The sequence below is a fragment of the Pseudomonas sp. G3-19 genome (assembly GCF_054855875.1).
In genome coordinates, this window is the sequence record NZ_JBMPIQ010000003.1 from 217442 (window position 1) to 237374 (window position 19933).

The following is a 19933-nucleotide window of genomic DNA, read 5'->3' on the forward strand; positions in this document are numbered from 1 at the left end:
CGCCAGCCGATAATCCGCGCCATCGTTTACTTGCGTGGGTTTTGGATGATGCAGACATTGGATGAAGTGAGTGTGCCGGCGCCGGCGACCCGGTCGTGGTTGCGCCTGTTGTTGCTGCCGCTGGTGATTCTGGCCGGCATGGGCCTGTCGGTGGAGGCCGGGTTACTGGGGCCGCTGGGGCAGCAGGTCGGGCATCTGTGGGCGACCTTGAGCATCTTCGGCGTGGGTTCGGCGATTCTGTTTTTGCTGCTGTTGTTCGCCGGCCCGCAGAAAGGCCCGGCGCTGACCGATCTGCCGCGCTGGCAATTGATCGGCGGCTTTCTCGGGCCGATGTACGTGGTGGTGCTGACCCTGGCGACGCCGCATATCGGGATCGCGATGACGATGATCGCGATCCTGTCCGGGCAGGTCGGCAAGAGTGTGCTGATCGACCATTTCGGCTGGTTCGGCGCGACGCGCAAGAAGGTCAATGCCGAGCGCTGGCTGGCGTTGGGGTTGATAGTGGTGGCACTGGTTCTGATTGCGCGGGGTTGAGAATATGAGTCTGGTTATTTTGTTGGCAGTGGTGGTGTTGGCTGGCGCGGTGTTGAGTGTGCAGGCGGCGATCAATGGGCGCCTTGGTGAAAGCGTCGGGGTGTTGCGCAGCAGTTTGCTGACGTTTTTCGTCGGGGCGGTGGTCACCGGGTTGTTGATTGTGTTTTTTGAGCCGGCGCATGCGGTGAGTTTGCTCGATGTGCCGAAGTGGCAGGTCTGCGGTGCGCTGTTTGGCGTGGTTTACATGATGGTCATGGTTGGCGCGGTGCCTGTTGTGGGGGCGGCGGTGGCGACTGTTGCGGTGATTGTTGGCCAACTTGGGATGGGGATGTTGATCGATAATTTTGGCTGGTTGGGGAATCCGGCGATCGAGCTTTCGTCCTCGCGGGTGTTGGCGATGGTGTGTCTGGGGTTGGCTTTGGTTTTTATGTATCGGAGTAGTGTTCGGGGTTCTGATTGAGTCTTGGGTGTATATCCGTTGCTGCGGTAACGGCGGCTTAGGGTTCCGCCCTTACGGAGAGTGTCAGATTTTTTGTGTGCGGGCCGGTAATGGCCTGCCGTCAGGCAGGCCTTCATTTCACCAGTTCGGCCTGATGAATCGGTCTCCATATAAAACCGCAAACTGATTCATGGCGCTTTTCCAGTCATGGGCGGCGCTGCCCCAGTTGGCGGTGATGTTTTTCAGCGCCAGCCAGATCAGTTTTGTCGCCGCCTCATCGGTTGGAAAGTGGCCTCTTGTCTTGATGATCTTGCGTAACTGCGAATTGATGCTTTCGATCGCGTTGGTGGTGTAGATCACTTTGCGTATCGCGGGTGGGAACACGAAAAATGGGATAACCCGCTCCCAGGCGCGTCTCCAAGCCGCCGCTATCGTCGGATACTGCTTGCCCCACGGCCCCGCTTCGAAGGCGTCCAGAGCCTGTTCGGCGACATCGGCATTGAGAGCTTGATAAATCGGCTTAAGGGCCTTGGCCAGTTCACGGCGCTTGTCCCACGCCGCGTAATCAAGGCTGTTGCGGATCAAATGGACGATGCATGTCTGCAGCGTTGTCTCTGGAAACACCGCACTCAAAGCCTCCGGCATACCTTTGAGCCCGTCAGTTACCGCGATCAGCACGTCTTCGACGCCCCGGGTTTTGAGGTCATTGAAGACCTTCATCCAGAACTTGGCACCTTCAGTGTTCTCGATCCAGATCCCCAAAATATCTCGGGTCCCATCCGGCAGCACGCCCAGAGCCAAGTAGATGGCCTTATTGCGAACCACGCCTTCGTCACGGATCTTGACCCGCAGAGCATCGAAGAAAATGACCGGATACATGGGCTCAAGCGGGCGTTGCTGCCAGGTACTGACTTCCTCCAGAACCGCATCGGTGACGGAGCTGATGAAGTCATGAGAGACATCTGTGCCGTACTGTTCCGAGAGGAAAGCACGAATCTCGCGAACGCTCATGCCACGGGCATACATGGCGATGATTTTGTCGTCGAAACCCGTGAAACGGCGCTCGTGCTTGGGGATCAGGATCGGGGCGAAACTGCCGTCGCGGTCTCTGGGAATATCCAGACGCAACGGGCCGTCTTCGGTCAGCACGGTCTTGCTGCTTCTGCCATTACGCTGATTACTCGAATCCTCAGGGCGCTCCGCGCCCTGAGGATAACCAAGGTGGTGCCCCATCTCGGCGCCAAGGGCTCGCTCGATCAGCGCTTTCTTAAACGCCATCGCGGCATCCTGAATAGCGTCGGCACTCATCGGGCCGCTGACGAACTGGTCGATCAGCTCTTGGGGAATGGAAGGAAGGTCACGCTGGGCCTCTCGGGCCGGTCTCTTTTTGGTCGGCATACATGCACCTCTGCGACATGTTATGCCCGAACACAAAATTTATGACACTCCCCCCTTACGGCGACTCACTTTTTTTACAAACGCCTAAAAAAAGTAAGCAAAAAAACGCTTGCTCCTACGTTCGGCCCGCTCGCTGGGGCTCGGGGTCCCTTCGCTCCGGGCTCCATCCGGGCGCAGCGCCTCCGGTTTGCTTCGCTGCACCTCCTCTCGCTGTGTTTGGCTGCGCCAAACGGTCGCTGCGCTCCCACCCCCGGATGAATCCCTCCACTCAGCCTTCCGACGTCGCCCGTGGATCAAGATCAAAAGCTGCAGCCGAGCTTGCGCTCATCCTGTTGAGTGGTGGAAAAGCATGCGGTCGGCTTGTGTTCTGTGTTGGATCTACCCCTCATCGGAACGCCGCCCGCCCAGCCCTCTCCCGAGGGAGAGGGAGCCGATTTTTGAGCCTTTCAGAACCTGAGTTCGACTGGGTGTTTCACGTCGGCGCACCTCTCCCAAACACCGCGATCAGTTCCCTCTCCCTCCGGGAGAGGGCTAGGGTGAGGGGCTCTTGATCCGGCTTTTGATGTGGCTTTGGCTTTTGATCTTTTGCCCCTTCGGCAGGCCGAGCGAAGGTGTTCATCCGGGGGGTAGGCGCGCAGCGCCATGCGGCGGAGCCGCATACATCGAGAGGAGGTGCAGCGAAGCAAACCGGAGGCGATGCCCCCGGATGGACACCGTAGCGAGGGAACACTGAGCCTAAGCGAAGTGCCGTACGCCGGGGCAAAGCCTTTTGGGTTACCTTTTCGGCGTTTGGAAAAGGTGACTCGCTGTAAGAGCGAAACCGCCAGCGGCAGCACCCGAAAAAACGGATATACACCCAAAAACCAAGTATCCAAATCGCACCCAAGCAAAATCAAAAGATCGCAGCCTTCGTCAGCTCCTACACTGGTATTTACGGCTTATCCCAAAAGCCCAGACAACCACCAAAAAAAGGAGTCTGCCCCCATGCCCGATAGAAAATGCGACTGCCCCAACTGCAAATGCACGATCAAGGAAGGCGACCACGCCTACGCCGTGCACGGCAAACACTATTGCTGTGAAGCCTGCGCGCACCACCACAAGGGCGGTGAAGAGTGTTCAAGCAAAGGCTGCCATTGCGCCCACCCCAAATAACCGCGCGCAAAAAAAGTGGAGCCTAATCAGGCTCCACTTGCAGTTTCAGGCTTTCATCATCCAGCCGTTCGGTACGGCGCACCGTGCCTTGCAGTCGTCGCCCGTCAACCCTGACCACCACGGTTTTCGCCTGGTCGAGGTCTTCCGGTAACGGCGCCGGCACACGCAGGGCGAAGCTATACGGGTCGTCTTCGACAGCCTCAAGACCCACCCGACAGTCCACGCTTTTGGTGATACGTCCGAACAGGGTGTCCAGTCCGTAATCCAGATGCGCCGGGCTGAAGATGCTGGTCATTGTGTACGCCCCCCAAGAGTCCCCATCGCCTGACGAGAGTCTAGCTCGCCGGTCGCCATGTGACGTTTTCCACGCCGAATTTCTCCGCCATCGGTTTGCTGGTCTTTTGCACTTTTTCCCGGCCGAAACGCGGGATGCGACCCACACCGGCGTCGCAGCTTGCCCAGTGCCACGCCTCGGCGTTGTCCATTCTGTCCGAGCGGATAATGAACGACTTAGGCGTGCCGTGAAGGGTGTAATCGATGACAAACAGTTTTGCGTTGTTCATAAAGCCCGTAATCCTCCCTGTGGTATTAGAAGGATCGCGGCGCGTCGGGAAAATTCACTCGGATTGTCCGACGGTATCTATCGTTGTCGACGCTGTGACCGACTGGTTACCATGCGCCTTCCGCCAACCCCAATGAATGCTCGCCATGGCCCTCGCCGCACCCCCCGATCTCACGGATACCGATGTGCCGGTGCAACCGCTGGCGCGTACCTATCCGCGTGGTTTGTTCATCGAGCCGCACGAGCATGTCTGGGGGCAGTTGCTGTATGCAATGAGCGGGGTGATGTGGGTCGAAACCCCGCATGAGGCACTGGTGGTGCCGCCGCAGCGCGCGGTGTGGTTGCCGCCCGGGGTGCCGCATGGAATTCGCGTGGTCTCGGACTTGCAAATGCGCAATATCTACCTGCGCCCGGTGCTGGCGGCAACGCTGGATCCGACGGTGCAGGTGATCGAGGTCGGTGGGCTGTTGCGTGAGTTGATCGTCGGGCTGGTGGAGCAGGGTGACAGCGGTGAGCCGGCTTATTACGACGCCTTGGTCGGGCTGGCGTTGCTGGAGCTCAAGCGTGCCCGGCGCTCACAATTGAAGATCCCGCTGCCGGACGATTCCGACCGGCGCCTGATGAATTTGTGCCAGGCGGTGATGGCGGCACCGTCGCTGGACATTCCGTTCGAACAGCACGCGGAAAACGCCGGGGCGAGTGTGCGCACGCTGGCGCGGTTGTTCAAGGACAGTCTGGGCATGGGCTTCGCCGAATGGCGGCGGCAGGTGCAACTGGCGACGGCGGTGGCCGAGTTGATTCAGGGCGTGCCAGTGAGTGCGATTGCTCGGGAGCTGGGATATTCGCCGAGCAGTTTCAGTGACATGTTCCGGCGCGAACTGGGCGTGGCGCCTTCGCAATTTACGGCCACCTGAACGCAATCCCTGTGGGAGCGCGAAAGCGGTTTGTCTGTGAAGCATAAAGTGACTGACCCGCCGCCTTCGCGAGCAAGCCCGCTCCCACAGGGGACGGCAGTGAACGCGGGGAATTGGCCGAAATTCAGAAGTCCTTGGCCGACGCCTCTGCCCATCTTTCCCTAGACTCTGCCCATTCCTTCAACGCGGCGGAGTTTCCTTCATGAACTATCTGATTTCGCTGGCCATCGGTCTGGGTGTCGGCCTGCTCTATGGCGCGCTGGATTTTCGTTCCCCGGCACCACCGGCCATCGCGCTGGTGGGGCTGCTGGGCATGCTCGCGGGTGAGCAGCTGTGGCCGATGGGCCGGCAACTGGTCGCCGGTTGGCTGTCCTGAATTCCTTTTTCCCTTTGATGGATGTCCTCATGAAAGCACTGCAATTCGATAAAACCGGCGATCTGTCTTCCCTGCATTTCGTCGACGTACCGACCCCGGTGCCCGGCGCTGATGAAGTGCTGGTCGAGATCAAGGCGGCCGGTCTGAACCCCAGCGATGTGAAGAACGTGCTCGGGCGATTTCCGTACACCACGTTGCCACGGATTCCCGGGCGTGATTTTGCCGGTGTCGTGGTCGAAGGCCCGCAGGCGTTGCTCGGTCAGGAAGTCTGGGGCACCGGGCGTGAACTGGGCTTTTTCGCCGATGGCTCGCACGCGCAGTTCGTCAAACTGCCGGCCAATGGCGTGGCGCACAAACCGTCGCACTTGAGTTTCGCCCAGGCCGCCAGCCTCGGCGTGCCGTACACCACGGCGTGGGATGCGCTGGAGCGTAGCTTGGTGACGGCTGAAACCCGTTTGCTGGTGATCGGTGGCGGCGCGGTGGCCACGGCGGCATTGGCGTTGGCCAAGGTGCGCGGTGCGCAGATCCTCGCGGCAGCGCGGCGGCCGGAGCAGGTCAAGGAGTTGCAGGCGCAGGGCTTCCAGACGATTCAGCTGGATAAACCCGAAGACCTCGGCGCGCAGGTCAGCGCGGTGTACAGCGGTGGCGCTGACGTGATCTTCGACACCACCGGCTTCTGGCTGCCGGCCTCGGTGGCGGCACTGGCAGCGTTCGGCCGCATCGCGATCATCGCCGCACCGGTCGACGGCCATGTGCAGTTGCCGGCGCTGGTGTTGTACCGCAAGGGCGGTTCGGTGGTCGGGATCAACTCGCTGCTGTACGGCGTGCAAGCCTGTGCGGCGATGCTCGAGCAGTTTGGGCGGTTCTTTGATGAGGATCTGTTGCCGTTGCCGCAGTGGTTGGTGCAGGTGCCATTGGCGGAGGGGGTGGACAGCTACGCGCAGGTGAATCAGGGCAGTGGCGACAAGGTCATCCTGATTCCCTGACACCGCAAAACAACTGTGGGAGCGGGCTTGCTCGCGAAAGCGGTGTGTCAGCGAAGCAAGTATTGGCTGATACACCGCATTCGCGAGCAAGCCCGCTCCCACATTTTTACCGTGTTGTACTCAGGATTGCGGAACGCCGTTTTCCCACGCCGACCAGTGTTTCAGAATGTCCTGCACCAGCGGGTTGCCGGCGCGATAGAGGTTTTCCAGCGCCGGCACGAACCCGCCCTGATCGGCGTATTTCAGCAGATTATCCACTTCACTGCCGCCCGGTGCCGGCCGATCAAAGTCAGAGCCGGCACGCACCACGGCCAGACGCTGCACATCCACCAGACCTTCGCGACTGGCACGCAGCAGCGCTTCGTAGGTGGAGTTGTCTTCCTGTTGCGTGGTGCAGTATTCGCCGTGGTTATCGGTCAACAATTTGGTCCAGACCTCGGCGCGTTCGCTCAGGCGTGTACCGGAGAACCAGGTGTTGCCCGCCAGCGTGTCGCAGCGCGTGACCACGGGCGGCTGATTGGCCGGGGCCGACGGGTATTTCCGGCGCCACGCCGCCGACTCCTTGCTCTCGCTCAGTTCGACCTTGTGGCTTAGGGCGAAGGCTTTGGCCTGCAGTGTCGGGTTGAGTTCGAAGACTTCGGTCTTGTAGTCCAGCGGCGGTTTTTCGTTGGGGCCTTTGGTGTTAATGCCCAGGTAGCCGGTCGGCCAGCTCGCCGGCGCATCGCGCGAATCCAGTTCCCATTGGGTACCGAATTCCACCAGGTAATGCGCCCACGCGGCGGTGCCGATGGTCCCGTGCTTCGGGCTGATGCCGGCGATACCCGCGATCAGGAAGTAGCTTTTGCGCAGATCGAATTTCGGCGACAGCGCCAGTGCCAAGGTCGAGGCGGCGGCATTGGTCTGGCCCATGCCGGTGGTCAACAGGCACACCTGTTGCGAGTTGCAGCGGATGGTCGGGTACTCGGCGGACAGGCCCGGTACGCGGATTTCCTGCTTGAGATTCAGGCGCTCGATCCAGTTCTGTGCCTCGGGGGCGAACATGGTGATCAGTACGACTTTCGGCTGGATCGGCGCTTCAGCCGCCCACGCCGTGGAAGAGAGCAGGGCCGCAGCGGCCAAGGTCAGACGCGTCATTGCTTGCATGAGAATCTCCTGATTTCAGAACTGGTAGCCGATGCCGGCGTAGTAGCCCCAACCGTTGGAGCGCGCGCGGAAATTACCGTCGCCGAAGTTCAACTCACTGCCGTCCTCCCAGTTGCCGCCGTTATGGAAGTAACGGCCGACCAGGGTGAAGCGCAGGTGGGTGAACGAGTACAACAGCACGTTGGTCGCCACCGTGGCATTGGCGGTGCGCGCCGGATTGTCCTTGTGAATGTCCGAGCCGAAATCGAAGTTGGTGAAACCGATGTAGGTCAGCGACGCGCCGTTGCTGAATTTGTCGATGGGCACGATGTACTTGAGCTGCGCGCGGTAGCCGTCCCATGAATACTCATTGCTCGCGCCGTAGTTTTCCCACTGGTAGCGCCCGTACAGGTTGGCCGACAGGTTGACCCGCGAATGGGTGTCGATGTCGGTGCCGAAGCCGCTGTACAGGGTGTTGGCGCGGTTCTCTTTACGGCTGCCGTGATCGTAGATCCAGTCGAACGCCACATACCATTCCTTGAACGGGCCGATGGCCAGGCTGCGGCCGGCGAGGTAGTCGATGGAGATGCGCGGCTCGTGTTCCATGAACACCGGTGAGCCGTGATCCCACACGCCTTTGTCGTGGCTGTTGCCGATGTTGAAGATCTTCGGAATGTCGACGTAGCCGTACAGCTCGAACGGACCCTTGCGCCCGAAGTACTCGTATTCCAGATAAATGTCGTCGGCCGGTTGCGGCCCGAAGCTGATGTCCTTGCTGCCGATCAGCGTCAGGTCCTGGTTGTACCAGTCCGACAGATACACGCCTTTTTTCGGCGGGGCAGCTTCCGGGCTGAGGGCTTCGCCCTGAGCGGATTCGTCGGGCAGCGCCGGTTGCGCCAACGCGCTGTGGCTGAGAACTCCGGTAACGCCGGTCAGTAGCAGGGAAACAGCAAACGTGCGCGCAAACGGGGCGCGAAGAAGGGAAGCAACGTGCATTCAAAGTCCTTTTTTTCGGATCGAGGCCCGGGTTCTGCGGGTCTGTACGGTTTTGTTACGAAAAAGCCGTTATCGGCAGGTCGCAAACGTTTGCACAAGGCGTACCAGTTTCTTTTAAACGCTGAAATTCTCCTGTGGGAGCGGGCTTGCTCGCGAAGGCGTCGGGTCAGGTGACACATCCTTCTCAGTTACACCGCTTTCGCGAGCAAGCCCGCTCCCACAGGGTTAGTCAGGTGTCGCCAAACCCAGTGTTTACTGGCCGAAACCCTCGTTCTAGACGGCCCTAGTATTAAAGTATTAACACCATTTAATCAGTGCCCCATCGCGGGGCGTCTACTAGCTTGTCAGCCAAGACGCGGTTTTGTGATGACCGTCGCAGTCTTGATTCGCGTGTGGAATAAGCACGTCTCCCACGCCTTCAAGGAAGAATTTGGCCACGACAAGGAGTAGCCCGTGGAAGCAAGGTTTGGTGTCGCCCTCGTTTCGCGTTTTTCCCCACTTTCCCTTGCTGTGCACCTGAGCGTTGCCGGACTGTTGTTCGGCGGCGTCAGCGAGCAGGCGCTCGCGACCTGCTCGGCGGCAGGTTCGACGATTACCTGTTCGGGCGTCCCGACGCTGCCGCTGTTTCTCAATGACTACAGCAGTGCCACCAGCGGCCTGACGGTCAACGTCACCAACGGAGCGCAGATGAACGCCACCCTGGGCGGCAAGGTGCTCAACCTGACCGGGGCCAACATCAACCTGAACAACTCCGGCACCCTCGACCCGGCCTTGCTGGGCCTGGTGTCGATCCTCAGTGGCGGTGCGTTCATCGGTACCGGCGCGACCAGCACGGTGAGCATCGTCAACAACGCCACCGGGCTGATTCGCGGCACCGGCATGCTGCTCGGGCTCAACCTGACCAGCATCGACGGGCTGGGGATTGCCGTGAACAACTCGGTGTCGGGCACCACGACCATCACCAACGACGGCACCATCACCTCCACCGGGCTGTCGGTCGGCGGCATCACCCTGGCCGATACCCCGGTGGTCGGGGTGTATGGCGGTTCGCAAGTCAACATGACCAACAGTGCCAGCGGCACCATCAATGGCCGGATTGCGTTCGAAACGTCAGTGGCGGGCAACACCTTCACCAACGCCGGCAACATCACCGGCGGTGTGTCGATGGGGGCGGGTAGCACCAACACCTTCTACGCGATCACCGGTTCCAGCGTTAACGTCGGCGACGGTGTGCAAGTCTCCGTCGGCCTCGGTGGCCTGATCGGCATCAACCTGACCTTCGCCCCGACCGGAACGATCGATGGCGGCGCGGCGGGTACCAACACGCTGATTCTGCAAAACCCGATCGGCCTTGGCGGCGGCACCACCGGGACGGGCACGGCGTCCAGCGCCACCTACGTCAACTTCAACAACCTGACCCTCAACAGCGGCACCTGGACCTTGCAGGGGCCGTTGGTCAGCGGTGCGACCACCCTCAATGGCGGTGTCGCGCAGTTTAACGACAACGCGGCGTTCGGCAGCGGCGTGCTGACGTCCAACGGCGGGATCCTCCAGGCCAGCAATGCCGGTTTGACGCTGGCCAACCAGATCAACCTGGGCGCCGGCGGCCTGACCCTGCAGGGCATCAACGGCACGACCCTCAACGGGGTGATTTCCGGCACGGGCGGCCTGACCAAGATCGGCAGCGGCCAGCTCAACCTCAACGGCATCAACACTTACACCGGCAACACCGTGCTCAATGGCGGTGTGGTGCTGGTGGGCAACAACCAGTCGTTCAGTACCGGTGGCATCACGGTTGGCGGCTCTTCGAGCATTTCAGCGACGGCACCGATTTCACTGGCTAACGCGATCACGCTCAACAGCACCCTCACCGCAACCGGCACCGGTGCGTTGACCTTGGGCGGGGTAATCAGCGGCGCCGCCAACCTGACCAAGACCGGCAGCGGCAGCCTGACCCTCAACGGCATCAACACCTACACCGGGATCACCAGTCTCAGTGCCGGGGCCTTGCGCGTCGGCAACAACAACGCACTGGGTACCGGTGTGCTCAACACCAGCAACGGCACCAGCCTCGACAGCACCGGCAACGTGACACTGGGCAACAACGTCGGCATCACCGGTGCGCTGAACGTGCTCGGCAGCAATGCCCTGACCCTGGGCGGCATCGTCTCCGGCACCGGTGCGATCACCAAGAGCGGCAGCGCCAGCCTGACCCTGACCGGCAACAACACCAACAGCGGCACCACCGCACTCAATGGCGGCAGCTTGCTCGTTGGCAGCAACACCGCCCTCGGCACGGGCGCATTGAACGCGGCGGCCGGCACCACGCTGGATGCGACCGCCGCCGTGACGTTAGCCAATGCCGTCGCGCTGGCAGGCGGGCTGACCATCGGTGGCACTCAGGCGCTTGGTTTGAGTGGTGTCATCAGCGGCGCCGGCAACCTGATCAAGGGCGGCACTGCGAACCTGACCCTCAGCGGCAACAACACGTTCTCCGGTGGCACCGCGCTGAATAATGGCACGCTGATCGTCGGCTCCAACACCGCGCTGGGCACCGGCGCACTGACCACGGCGGCGGGCACCACCCTCGACGCCAGCACCACCGTGGCGCTGAGCAACGCGGTCGCCCTCGGCGGCAACCTGAACATCGCCGGCAACGCCAATCTGACTCTCGGCGGCATAGTCAGCGGCAGTGGCGGGCTGACCAAGAACGGCGCGGCCAACCTGATTCTCAACGGCGCCAACACCTTCAGTGGCGGAACCACGCTGAATGCCGGCACCCTGACCGTTGGCAACGCCGCCGCATTGGGCAGCGGCGACCTGACCGTCGCGAACGCCGCGACCCTCGACAGCAACACCTCGGTCATCCTCAACAACAACGTCGCCCTCAACGGCAACCTGGCCATCGGCGGCAGCAACGGCATGATCCTCGGCGGCGTGCTAAGCGGCGCCAGCCAGTTGATCAAGAACGGCACGGCCAACCTGACCCTCAACGGCGCCAACACCTTCACCGGTGGCACCGCGCTCAACGCCGGCAGCCTGACCGTCGGCAACGGCGCGGCACTCGGCACCGGCACGTTGACCGTGGGCGGTGCGGGCGCAACGCTTAACAGCAGCGCCAACGTGACGCTGAACAACGCGATTGCCCTGAACGCCAACCTGACTGCCGGCGGTGCCAACCCGCTGACCCTCGGCGGCGTGATCAGCGGCAGCAGCAACCTGATCAAGACTGGCGCTTCGACCCTGACCCTCACCGGCGCCAATACCTACACCGGCTCTACGTCGCTGAACGCCGGGACACTGATCGTCGGCTCCAACACCGCGCTCGGCACCGGCGTGCTCAACGCTGGCAACAACACCACGCTGGACGCCAGCACCGCGACCAGCCTGGCGAACAACGTCAACCTCGGCGGCAACGTGACCATCGGCGGCAGCAATGCGCTGACGCTTGCAGGGGTGGTTTCCGGAGTTGGCGGCCTGACCAAAAGTGGCCCCGCTGATTTGATTCTCAACGGCGCCAACACCTACTTCGGCAACACCGCACTCAACGTCGGCAAGCTGATCGTCGGCAGCAATACCGCGCTGGGCAGCGGTGCGCTGAACGCGGCAGCCGGCACCACGCTGGACACCAACACTGCCGTCACGCTGGGCAATCAGGTCAACCTGGCCGGTGCGATGAACATCGGTGGCAGCGCAGACCTGACCCTCACCGGCACTGTCGCCGGAGCCGGCAGCCTGGTGAAAAACGGCGCGGCCAATCTGAACCTCAACGGCACCAACACCTACGCCGGCGGCACCACGCTGAACGCCGGTACGGTGACCGCCGGCAACAGTTCGGCGCTCGGCACCGGTGCGTTGACCGTTGGCGGCGCGGCAACGCTCGACAGCAGTTCGCCGCTGGTCAGCCTGGCCAACGCGGTCGTGCTCAATGCGGCGCTGAGCGTCGGCGGCACCCAGGACCTGACCCTCGGCGGCGTGATCAGCGGCGCCGGCCAACTGGTCAAGAACGGTAGCGCCAACCTGACCGTCAACGGCACCAACACCTTCAGCGGTGGCAGCACGCTCAACGCGGGTACGCTGACACTGGGCTCGGCCGCTGCGTTGGGCAGTGGCGGCCTGACCGTCGGTGGCGCTTCGACGCTGGACACCAGCACCGGCATGAGCGTCGGCAACAACATCACCCTCAACGCCGGCCTGACCCTGGCCGGCAGCAACACCCTCAACATCAGCGGCGTGATCGATGGCGCCGGCAGCCTGACCAAGGACGGCTTTGGCGATCTGACGCTCAGCGGCAACAACACCTTCACCGGTGCGCTGAACATCGCCTCCGGCAGCGTCACCACCGTGAGCAGCGGGGCGCTGGGCAACACCTCCGGCGCCAACATCAGCGCCGGTGCCAATCTCTATCTCAACAGCAGCGCCAGCCTCAACGGCTTGAGCGGCAGCGGCAGTGTGCAGATCGCCGGAGGCAATACCCTGACGGTGGGCGGCGTGAACAGCACCAGCACCTTCGACGGCGACCTCGGCGGCAGCGGTGCGCTGACCAAAGTCGGAACCGGGACGCTGAACCTCACCGGCAGCAACGGCCTTACCGGCAACACCAATGTCAACGGCGGTACGCTGAATCTCACCGGTTCGCTGGCCAGCACCCAGCTCAACATCAACAACGGCGCGACCCTCACAGGTACCGGTTCGGCGCTTGGTTTCATCACCATCAACAGCGGCGGTCATCTGGCGTTGTCCTCGGGCAACACCTTGTCCACCTCGTCGCTGATTCTCACTGCCAACAGCAATGTCGACGCGAGCCTCGCCACGCCATCGACCTCCTCGCTGATGAACATCGGCGGCAACCTGACCCTCGACGGTAACCTCAACGTCACCGATGCCGGCGGCTTTGGCGTCGGTGTCTATCGCTTGTTCAACTACATCGGCGCACTGACCGACAACGGCCTGACCGTGGCCGGTGTGCCGGTGGGTTATGGCCTCGGTGACATCCTTGTGCAGACCCTTGGCAATCAGGTGAACCTGGTGGTGTCGGCACCGAACACCAACCTGCGTTTCTGGGACGGCAGCCAGACCATCCCGAACGGTAATGTGGACGGCGGCACCGGTACATGGACTGCCGGCGGCACCAACTGGACCAATTCCAACGGCACGCTGAACCAGACCTGGGCCGGCGATTTTGCGGTGTTCCAGGGCACGGCCGGCACAGTGTCGGTCAACGGCACGCAACTGTTCACCGGGATGCAATTCCTCACCGATGGCTACAACGTGGTCAACGGCACGTCGGGTCTGCTGACCGCCGTCAATGGCACCGGCGGCACCACGGCGATGCGGGTCGATCCGGGCGTGACCGCCACGGTCGGCGTGGACATCAACGGCAGCGGCATCCTCAACAAACTCGATGCCGGCACCCTGGTACTCAACGGTGCCAACAGCTACACCGGCGGCACGCAACTGGACGGCGGCAAGATCATCGTCGGCAGCAACACCGCGCTGGGCAGCGGCACGCTGACCGCCAACGCTGGCACACAACTCGATAGCAACACAGCGGTCACTTTGGCGAACGCGGCAACGCTCAATGGCAATCTGACGGTGGTCGGCAGTAATGCGCTGACCCTCAACGGCGTGATCGGCGGGACTGGTGGCCTGATCAAAAATGGCGCGGCCAGCCTGACCCTCGGCGGCAACAACGCTTTCCTCGGGCCGGTGGCGCTGAATGCGGGCGGCTTGATTCTGGCGTCGAACAGCGCGCTGGGCTCGGCCACTCTGAACGCGGCGAGCGGCACCACACTGGATGCCAGCGGCGCCTTTACGGCGGGTAACGCGATCAATCTGGCGGGCAACCTTGATGTCGTCGGCAGCAACGATCTGACACTGAGCGGTGCGATCAATGGCGCCGGCAGCCTGACCAAGAATGGCGCGGCCAACCTGATCCTGAGCGGGGCCAACAACTTCCTCGGCGGCGTCACCCTCAACGCCGGCACACTGACCGCCGGCAACAACGGCGCACTCGGCCTGGGCAACCTGACCGTGGCCGGTGCCTCGGCGCTGGACGGCAACACCTCGGTGTCGCTGGGCAACAACGTGGTGCTCAATGCCAATCTGACCAATACCGGCAGCAGCGACGTAGCGCTCAGCGGCGTGGTCAGCGGCACCGGCGGTCTGATCAAGAACGGCGCGTCGAACCTGACGCTCAACGGCATTAACACTTACAGCGGCGGCACCACACTGAACGCCGGCACCGTGACCCTTGGCACCTCGGCGGGCCTGGGCTCCGGCGCGGTAACCGTGGCGGGTGCGTCGACCCTCGACACCACCGCGCCGCTGGTGCTGGCCAACAACGTCAACGTCAATGCCAACCTGAGCGTGGCTGGCAACAACAACCTGACGCTCGGTGGCGTAATCGCCGGGGCGGGCACCCTGACCAAGAATGGTCTGGCCGACCTGACGCTGTCCGGCAACAACACCTTCAGCGGCACCTTTGATGTGCAGTCGGGCAGCCTCACGACACTGGGCAACTCGGCATTGGGCAGCAATGCCGGAGTCAATCTCGGCGCTGCGGCGACGCTGAACCTCGGCGGCTCCGGCAGTCTCGCCAGCCTGACCGGTAGCGGTACAGCGCTGATCGGCGGCGGCAACACCCTGAGCATCGGCGGCAACAACGCCAGCAGCATTTTTGACGGCGTGCTCACCGGCACCGGCGAGTTGAGCAAACTCGGCACTGGTACGCTGACCCTGACCGGCCTCAACAGCCTGACCGGCAACACCACGGTCAACGCCGGCACCTTGAACGTCAGTGGCGCGCTGGACAGCGCCAGCGTACTGGTCAACAGCGGCGGCACCCTGACCGGCGGCGGCTCGCTCGGCGGGGCGGTAACCGTGGCGGATGGCGGTCATCTGGCCGGCGCCACCGGCAGCACCTTGTCGGTCAACTCGCTGGTGTTCAACGCCAACTCCAATTTCGATGTCGGACTGGGCACGCCGGTCTCCGGTGGCGGCAACGCGCTGGTCAACGTCGGCGGCAACCTGACCCTCGACGGCAACCTCAATGTCAGCGACATCGGTGGTTTCGGCAGCGGTGTGTACCGGTTGATCAACTACACCGGCGGCCTGACCGACAACGGCATGCTGATCGGCACGGTGCCGGGCAGCGTCACTCCGGGCGATCTGACCCTGCAAACCGCGCTGGCCAACCAGATCAACCTGCTGGTTACCGCACCGGGCGTCACCGTGCAGTTCTGGGACGGCAATCAACTCGTCGCCAACGGTTCGGTGGATGGCGGCAGCGGTACCTGGGGCGCCGGCACCACCAACTGGACCGACGTCAACGGCACCACCAATCAGGCCTGGACCAACAACTTCGCGGTGTTCCAGGGCACGGCGGGCACGGTCACCGTGAACGGCGCACAAACCATCACCGGCATGCAGTTCGTCACCGATGGCTACAGCCTGCAGGACGGCACCGCGGGTTCGCTGAATCTGGTCAACGGTTCGTTGGGTAACGCCACGGTTCGAGTCGATCCGAACGCCACCGCGACCGTCGGCGTTGCGCTTAACGGCAGCGGCACCCTCGGCAAATACGACACCGGCACGCTGGTGCTCAACGCCGCCAACGGCTACACCGGCGGCACCGCGCTCAATGGCGGCAAGATCGTGGTCGGCAACAACGCAGCGCTCGGCAGCGGTGTGTTGACCGCTGCGGACGGCACCGCGCTGGACAGCAACGCGGCCGTCACGCTGGGCAACGATGTGGTGGTGAACGGTGGCCTGACTGTCGCAGGCAGCAACGCCTTGACCCTCGACGGTGTAGTCAGTGGGGCGGGCAGCCTGATCAAGTCTGGCGCTTCGAGCCTGACCCTCAACGGCAGCAACACCTACAGCGGTGGTACTCAGCTCGCTGGCGGTACGCTGGTGCTGGGCAACAACAGCGCAATCAGCAGTGGTGCATTGAGCGTGACCGGCAACGCCAGCCTCGACAGCACCTCGGCGCTGCAACTGGCCAACGCGATCAATCTGGGGTCGCAACTGACCCTGGCCGGCAACCAGAACACCACGCTGCTCGGCGCCATCACCGGCACCGGCAGTCTGGTGAAAAACGGCAACGGTGACCTCGTGCTTAGCGGCGCCAACACCTACAGCGGCGGCACCACGCTGAACGCTGGCACTACCACCGGCGACACCAGCAGCCTGCAAGGCGCCATCGTCAACAACGCGGCGCTGACCTTCGCGCAGAACGCCGACGGCAGCTACACCGGCAACTTGACGGGCGCCGGCACGCTGAACAAAACCGGCACCGGCCAATTGCTCCTGACCGGCAACAACACCTTCACCGGTGATACCTCGGTGCAGGCCGGCAACCTGATCGTTAACGGCGTGCTCAACAGTGCCAACGTCAACGTCGCCAGTGGTGCGAAAGTCGGTGGCAGCGGGCAACTGGGCGGCAACGTGCAACTGGCCAGCGGTGCGACGCTGACCGGTGGCGGCACGGCTACACCGTTGTCGGTCGGCTCGCTGGCGCTGTCCTCGGGCACCAACCTGGACTTCAGCCTCGGCTCGGCCGCCAGCTCCACCACGGTGGTCAACGTCGCCGGTAACCTGACCCTCGACGGCACGCTGAATATCAGCAACGCCGGCGGTTTCGGCACCGGGGTCTATCAACTGTTCCGCTACGGTGGCAGCCTGACCGACAACGGGCTGGTCTACGGCAGCCTGCCGGTGTCGGCGGCCAACCTGACCCTGCAAACCGCGATCGCCAATCAGGTCAACCTGTTGGTACAAGGCACGCCGGGTGAGGTGCAGTTCTGGAACGGCGGCACTACCAACCCTGATGGCAGCATCGGTGGCGGCAGTGGCGTGTGGGGCCCGGGCACCAACTGGACCGATCCGAGCGGTACGCAGGCGCTGGCGTCCAATGGTCAATTCGCAGTGTTTGGTGGCCAGGCCGGTACCGTCACTGTGCAGGGCAATCAGAACTTCACCGGTCTGCAGTTCCTCACCGGCGGCTACAGCCTGGTGCCGGGCGCTGGCGGTACGCTGACGCCAGTCAACGGTGCGGACGGCAGCCTGGCGCCGGTGCGGGTCAATGCCGGAGCCAATGCTGAAATCGACGTGCCGCTGATCGGCACCGGCGGTATCGAGAAACTCGCTTCCGGCACCCTCGTGCTGACTGGCGCCAATACCTACAGCGGTGGCACCACCGTCAGTGGCGGTACGCTGATCGGTAACACCACGAGTCTGCAAGGCAACATCACCGACAACGCCACGCTGGTGTTCCAGCAAAACACCGATGGCCAGTTCAATGGTGTGCTCAACGGCACCGGCGCGCTGTTCAAACGCGGCGTGAGTCGCCTGTTGATGGTCGGCAATCAACCGTTCAGCGGTACGGTTTCCGTCGATCAAGGCCTGCTGCAAGTCGGCAGCCGTGCGGCCCGGGCCTCGCTGGGCGCACAAGTCACGGTCGCCAACGGCGCAGGCCTGAGCGGTAACGGCAGCGTCGGTTCGGTGGTCAACCACGGTGTGGTGGCTTCCGGTGGCGCTGACGGCACCTTGAGCGTGGCCGGCAACCTGACCAACAGCAGTGATGGTGTGCTGGCGCTGACCGTCAGCTCGCCAACCGCGACACCGTTGGCGGTGGGTGGTACGGCGGCATTGGGCGGCGGTCTGGTGGTCAACAGCCTGGCGCCGTTCACCGGCAACACCACTTACTCGCTGATCACTGCGGGCGGTGGGGTGACCGGTACCTTCAGTGCCACCGATCTGCCGCAGTACGCGTTCCTTAACAGCTCGCTGATCTACGGTGCCGATTCGGTGACCCTGGCCGTGAGCCGCAACGGCAACTCGTTCGCCGACGTCGCTGCCACGGGCAACCAGCGCGGCACCGCCACGGCACTGTCCAATAACGGTGCGGCCGGTGCGGCGTTGCAGAACCAGATCGTCAACCTCAGCGTCGCCGGTGCGCGCAATGCGTTCGACAGCCTGTCGGGTGAAATCCACGCCAGCACCGCCAGCGCCATGCTGGAGGACTCGCGCTTCATCCGCGAGGCGGTCAATGACCGCATGCGCCAGCCATCGTGCAGCGCGGCGGATGATCCACGCAGACCCCTGGCCCCGAGCGACACGCAACTGAGCAGCAACGGTTGCCACGGGGAAATGGTCGGCTGGATCCGGGCCATTGGTGCCTGGGGCGACATGGGCGGCGACAGCAACACGGCGAAAGTCGATCGCAACCTCGGCGGTTTCATGCTCGGCACCGACAAGGCGCTGGATGACACCTGGCGTGCCGGGATGGCGGCCGGCTACACCCGCAGCAACCTCAACGCGCATGATCGCAACTCGGATGCCAAGGTCGACAGCTACCACCTGGCCGGTTATCTGAACTCGCAATTCGATGCATTGGCGGTGCGCCTCGGCGCGGCTTACAGCTGGCACAGCATCGAGACCAAACGCGATGTCAGCGTCGGTACTTACAACGATCGCCTGAAGGCCGATTACGACGCGCGCAGTGCACAGGTGTTCGGTGAAGTGGGTTACGCGATCAACGCGGCAGGCGTTGCCATCGAACCGTTCGCCGGGCTTGCCTACGTCAACTACGACAGCGACACCGGCAAGGAAAAAGGGGGAGTGGGGCGCCTGAAGGCCGACGCCGATCAGGACATCACCTACTCGACCCTCGGTGTGCGCATCGGCAAGTTGGTGACCCTGGCCAATGGCAGCCAACTGACACCGCGCGCGGCCATCGGCTGGCGGCATGCCTACGGCGACACCAAACCTGACGCCGACCTGACCTTCATCGACGGCGGCGCCTCGTTCAGCACCCAGGGCGTACCCATCGCCAAGGACAGCGCATTGCTCGAAGCCGGCATCGACTTCCAGGTCACCCCGACCGGCAAGCTGGGCATCGGCTACTCAGGCCAGGTGTCGAGCGACAACAACGACAGCGCGTTCAACATCAGCTTCAGTCAAAGCTTCTGAATCATGGTCGAAGTACTTTAGCCGCCCGAAAGGGCGGTTTTTTTTGCACAATCGAAAGTCTTTGTGGCGAGTGATTTCTGCACTGAGGTAGGAACGAGATGGATCTGTCGAAGCATTTGTTACATCTGGAAAACCGCTTGCTGTCGCGCGCCGTGCGCGAGGATGCCGCAGAACTGGCGAGATTGATCGCGGACGACTTTGTCGAATTCGGCGCCAGCGGCGGCATCTGGAATAAATCCGATGTACTGGAAGCATTACCGCAGCAAGTGTTCGCACAACGTACCGTCAGTCAGTTCACGCTCAAGCAATTGTCGGAAGATTCGGCTCTGGTGACGTATCACTGCCATACCGTAGCTGGCGGCCAGCGGGTGCCGGCGGACAGTCTGCGCAGTTCGGTATGGCGGCGGCAGGGTGAGCAGTGGCAGTTGGTTTTTCATCAGGGCACCTTTTGTGCCCGGCCGTGAATCGTGGTGACCCGTC

Annotated in this window: 13 protein-coding genes; 8 read left to right on the forward strand and 5 right to left on the reverse strand. The window is 62.7% G+C overall.

Features of this window, described 5'->3' with window-relative positions; genetic code table 11:
• Nucleotides 1-48 precede the first annotated feature (48 nt).
• Nucleotides 49-534: a DMT family transporter gene (locus ACOYXI_RS01085; protein WP_223007403.1), complete on the forward strand. Its 486-nt coding sequence runs from the start codon at nucleotides 49-51 to the stop codon at nucleotides 532-534.
• 4 nt (nucleotides 535-538) lie between these two features.
• Entirely contained in the window at nucleotides 539-994 is a 456-nt protein-coding gene (locus ACOYXI_RS01090) for a DMT family transporter (RefSeq protein WP_461674155.1), read from the forward strand.
• A 117-nt stretch (nucleotides 995-1111) separates the two neighbouring features.
• On the opposite strand, the gene ACOYXI_RS01095 is transcribed toward ACOYXI_RS01090, so the two are convergent.
• Nucleotides 1112-2371, reverse strand: a complete 1260-nt coding sequence (locus ACOYXI_RS01095; RefSeq protein ID WP_134785609.1) for an IS256 family transposase — start codon at nucleotides 2369-2371, stop codon at nucleotides 1112-1114.
• A 984-nt stretch (nucleotides 2372-3355) separates the two neighbouring features.
• Between ACOYXI_RS01095 and ACOYXI_RS01100 the strand changes: the two genes are divergently transcribed.
• Nucleotides 3356-3523 (forward strand): metallothionein, encoded by a 168-nt coding sequence (locus tag ACOYXI_RS01100; protein ID WP_081730276.1) that lies wholly within the window; start codon nucleotides 3356-3358, stop codon nucleotides 3521-3523.
• 22 nt (nucleotides 3524-3545) lie between these two features.
• Here ACOYXI_RS01100 and ACOYXI_RS01105 read toward each other — a convergent pair whose 3' ends face one another.
• Together ACOYXI_RS01105 and ACOYXI_RS01110 are read right to left on the reverse strand one after the other, a co-directional pair.
• The gene (locus ACOYXI_RS01105) at nucleotides 3546-3818 is read right to left on the reverse strand and encodes a hypothetical protein (protein ID WP_098968039.1); all 273 of its coding nucleotides are present in this window, start codon (nucleotides 3816-3818) and stop codon (nucleotides 3546-3548) included.
• A gap of 40 nt (nucleotides 3819-3858) precedes the next feature.
• A complete protein-coding gene (locus tag ACOYXI_RS01110; RefSeq protein ID WP_027613849.1) occupies nucleotides 3859-4086 on the reverse strand; it encodes a DUF6555 family protein in 228 nt (75 codons plus the stop codon).
• Nucleotides 4087-4222: 136 nt separating this feature from the next.
• Between ACOYXI_RS01110 and ACOYXI_RS01115 the strand changes: the two genes are divergently transcribed.
• The 3 genes from ACOYXI_RS01115 (at nucleotide 4223) to ACOYXI_RS01125 (ending at nucleotide 6361) form a co-directional block, all read left to right on the forward strand.
• The gene (locus ACOYXI_RS01115; protein WP_135295360.1) at nucleotides 4223-4999 is read left to right on the forward strand and encodes an AraC family transcriptional regulator; all 777 of its coding nucleotides are present in this window, start codon (nucleotides 4223-4225) and stop codon (nucleotides 4997-4999) included.
• 202 nt (nucleotides 5000-5201) lie between these two features.
• Complete coding sequence (locus ACOYXI_RS01120) at nucleotides 5202-5375, forward strand: DUF1427 family protein (protein ID WP_007969534.1); 174 nt, start codon at nucleotides 5202-5204, stop codon at nucleotides 5373-5375.
• Nucleotides 5376-5404: 29 nt separating this feature from the next.
• Nucleotides 5405-6361 (forward strand): quinone oxidoreductase family protein, encoded by a 957-nt coding sequence (locus tag ACOYXI_RS01125; RefSeq protein ID WP_461674156.1) that lies wholly within the window; start codon nucleotides 5405-5407, stop codon nucleotides 6359-6361.
• A 120-nt stretch (nucleotides 6362-6481) separates the two neighbouring features.
• On the opposite strand, the gene ACOYXI_RS01130 is transcribed toward ACOYXI_RS01125, so the two are convergent.
• On the reverse strand, nucleotides 6482-7504 hold the full coding sequence (locus ACOYXI_RS01130) for a purine-nucleoside phosphorylase (RefSeq protein WP_461674157.1): 1023 nt from the start codon (nucleotides 7502-7504) through the stop codon (nucleotides 6482-6484).
• A gap of 15 nt (nucleotides 7505-7519) precedes the next feature.
• Complete coding sequence (locus ACOYXI_RS01135) at nucleotides 7520-8479, reverse strand: nucleoside-specific channel-forming protein Tsx (RefSeq protein WP_223007311.1); 960 nt, start codon at nucleotides 8477-8479, stop codon at nucleotides 7520-7522.
• A gap of 453 nt (nucleotides 8480-8932) precedes the next feature.
• Between ACOYXI_RS01135 and ACOYXI_RS01140 the strand changes: the two genes are divergently transcribed.
• Both ACOYXI_RS01140 and ACOYXI_RS01145 read left to right on the forward strand, forming a co-directional pair.
• A complete protein-coding gene (locus tag ACOYXI_RS01140; protein ID WP_461674158.1) occupies nucleotides 8933-19453 on the forward strand; it encodes an autotransporter-associated beta strand repeat-containing protein in 10521 nt (3506 codons plus the stop codon).
• 98 nt (nucleotides 19454-19551) lie between these two features.
• Nucleotides 19552-19917, forward strand: a complete 366-nt coding sequence (locus ACOYXI_RS01145; RefSeq protein WP_134785921.1) for a nuclear transport factor 2 family protein — start codon at nucleotides 19552-19554, stop codon at nucleotides 19915-19917.
• The last annotated feature ends 16 nt before the right edge of the window (nucleotides 19918-19933 follow it).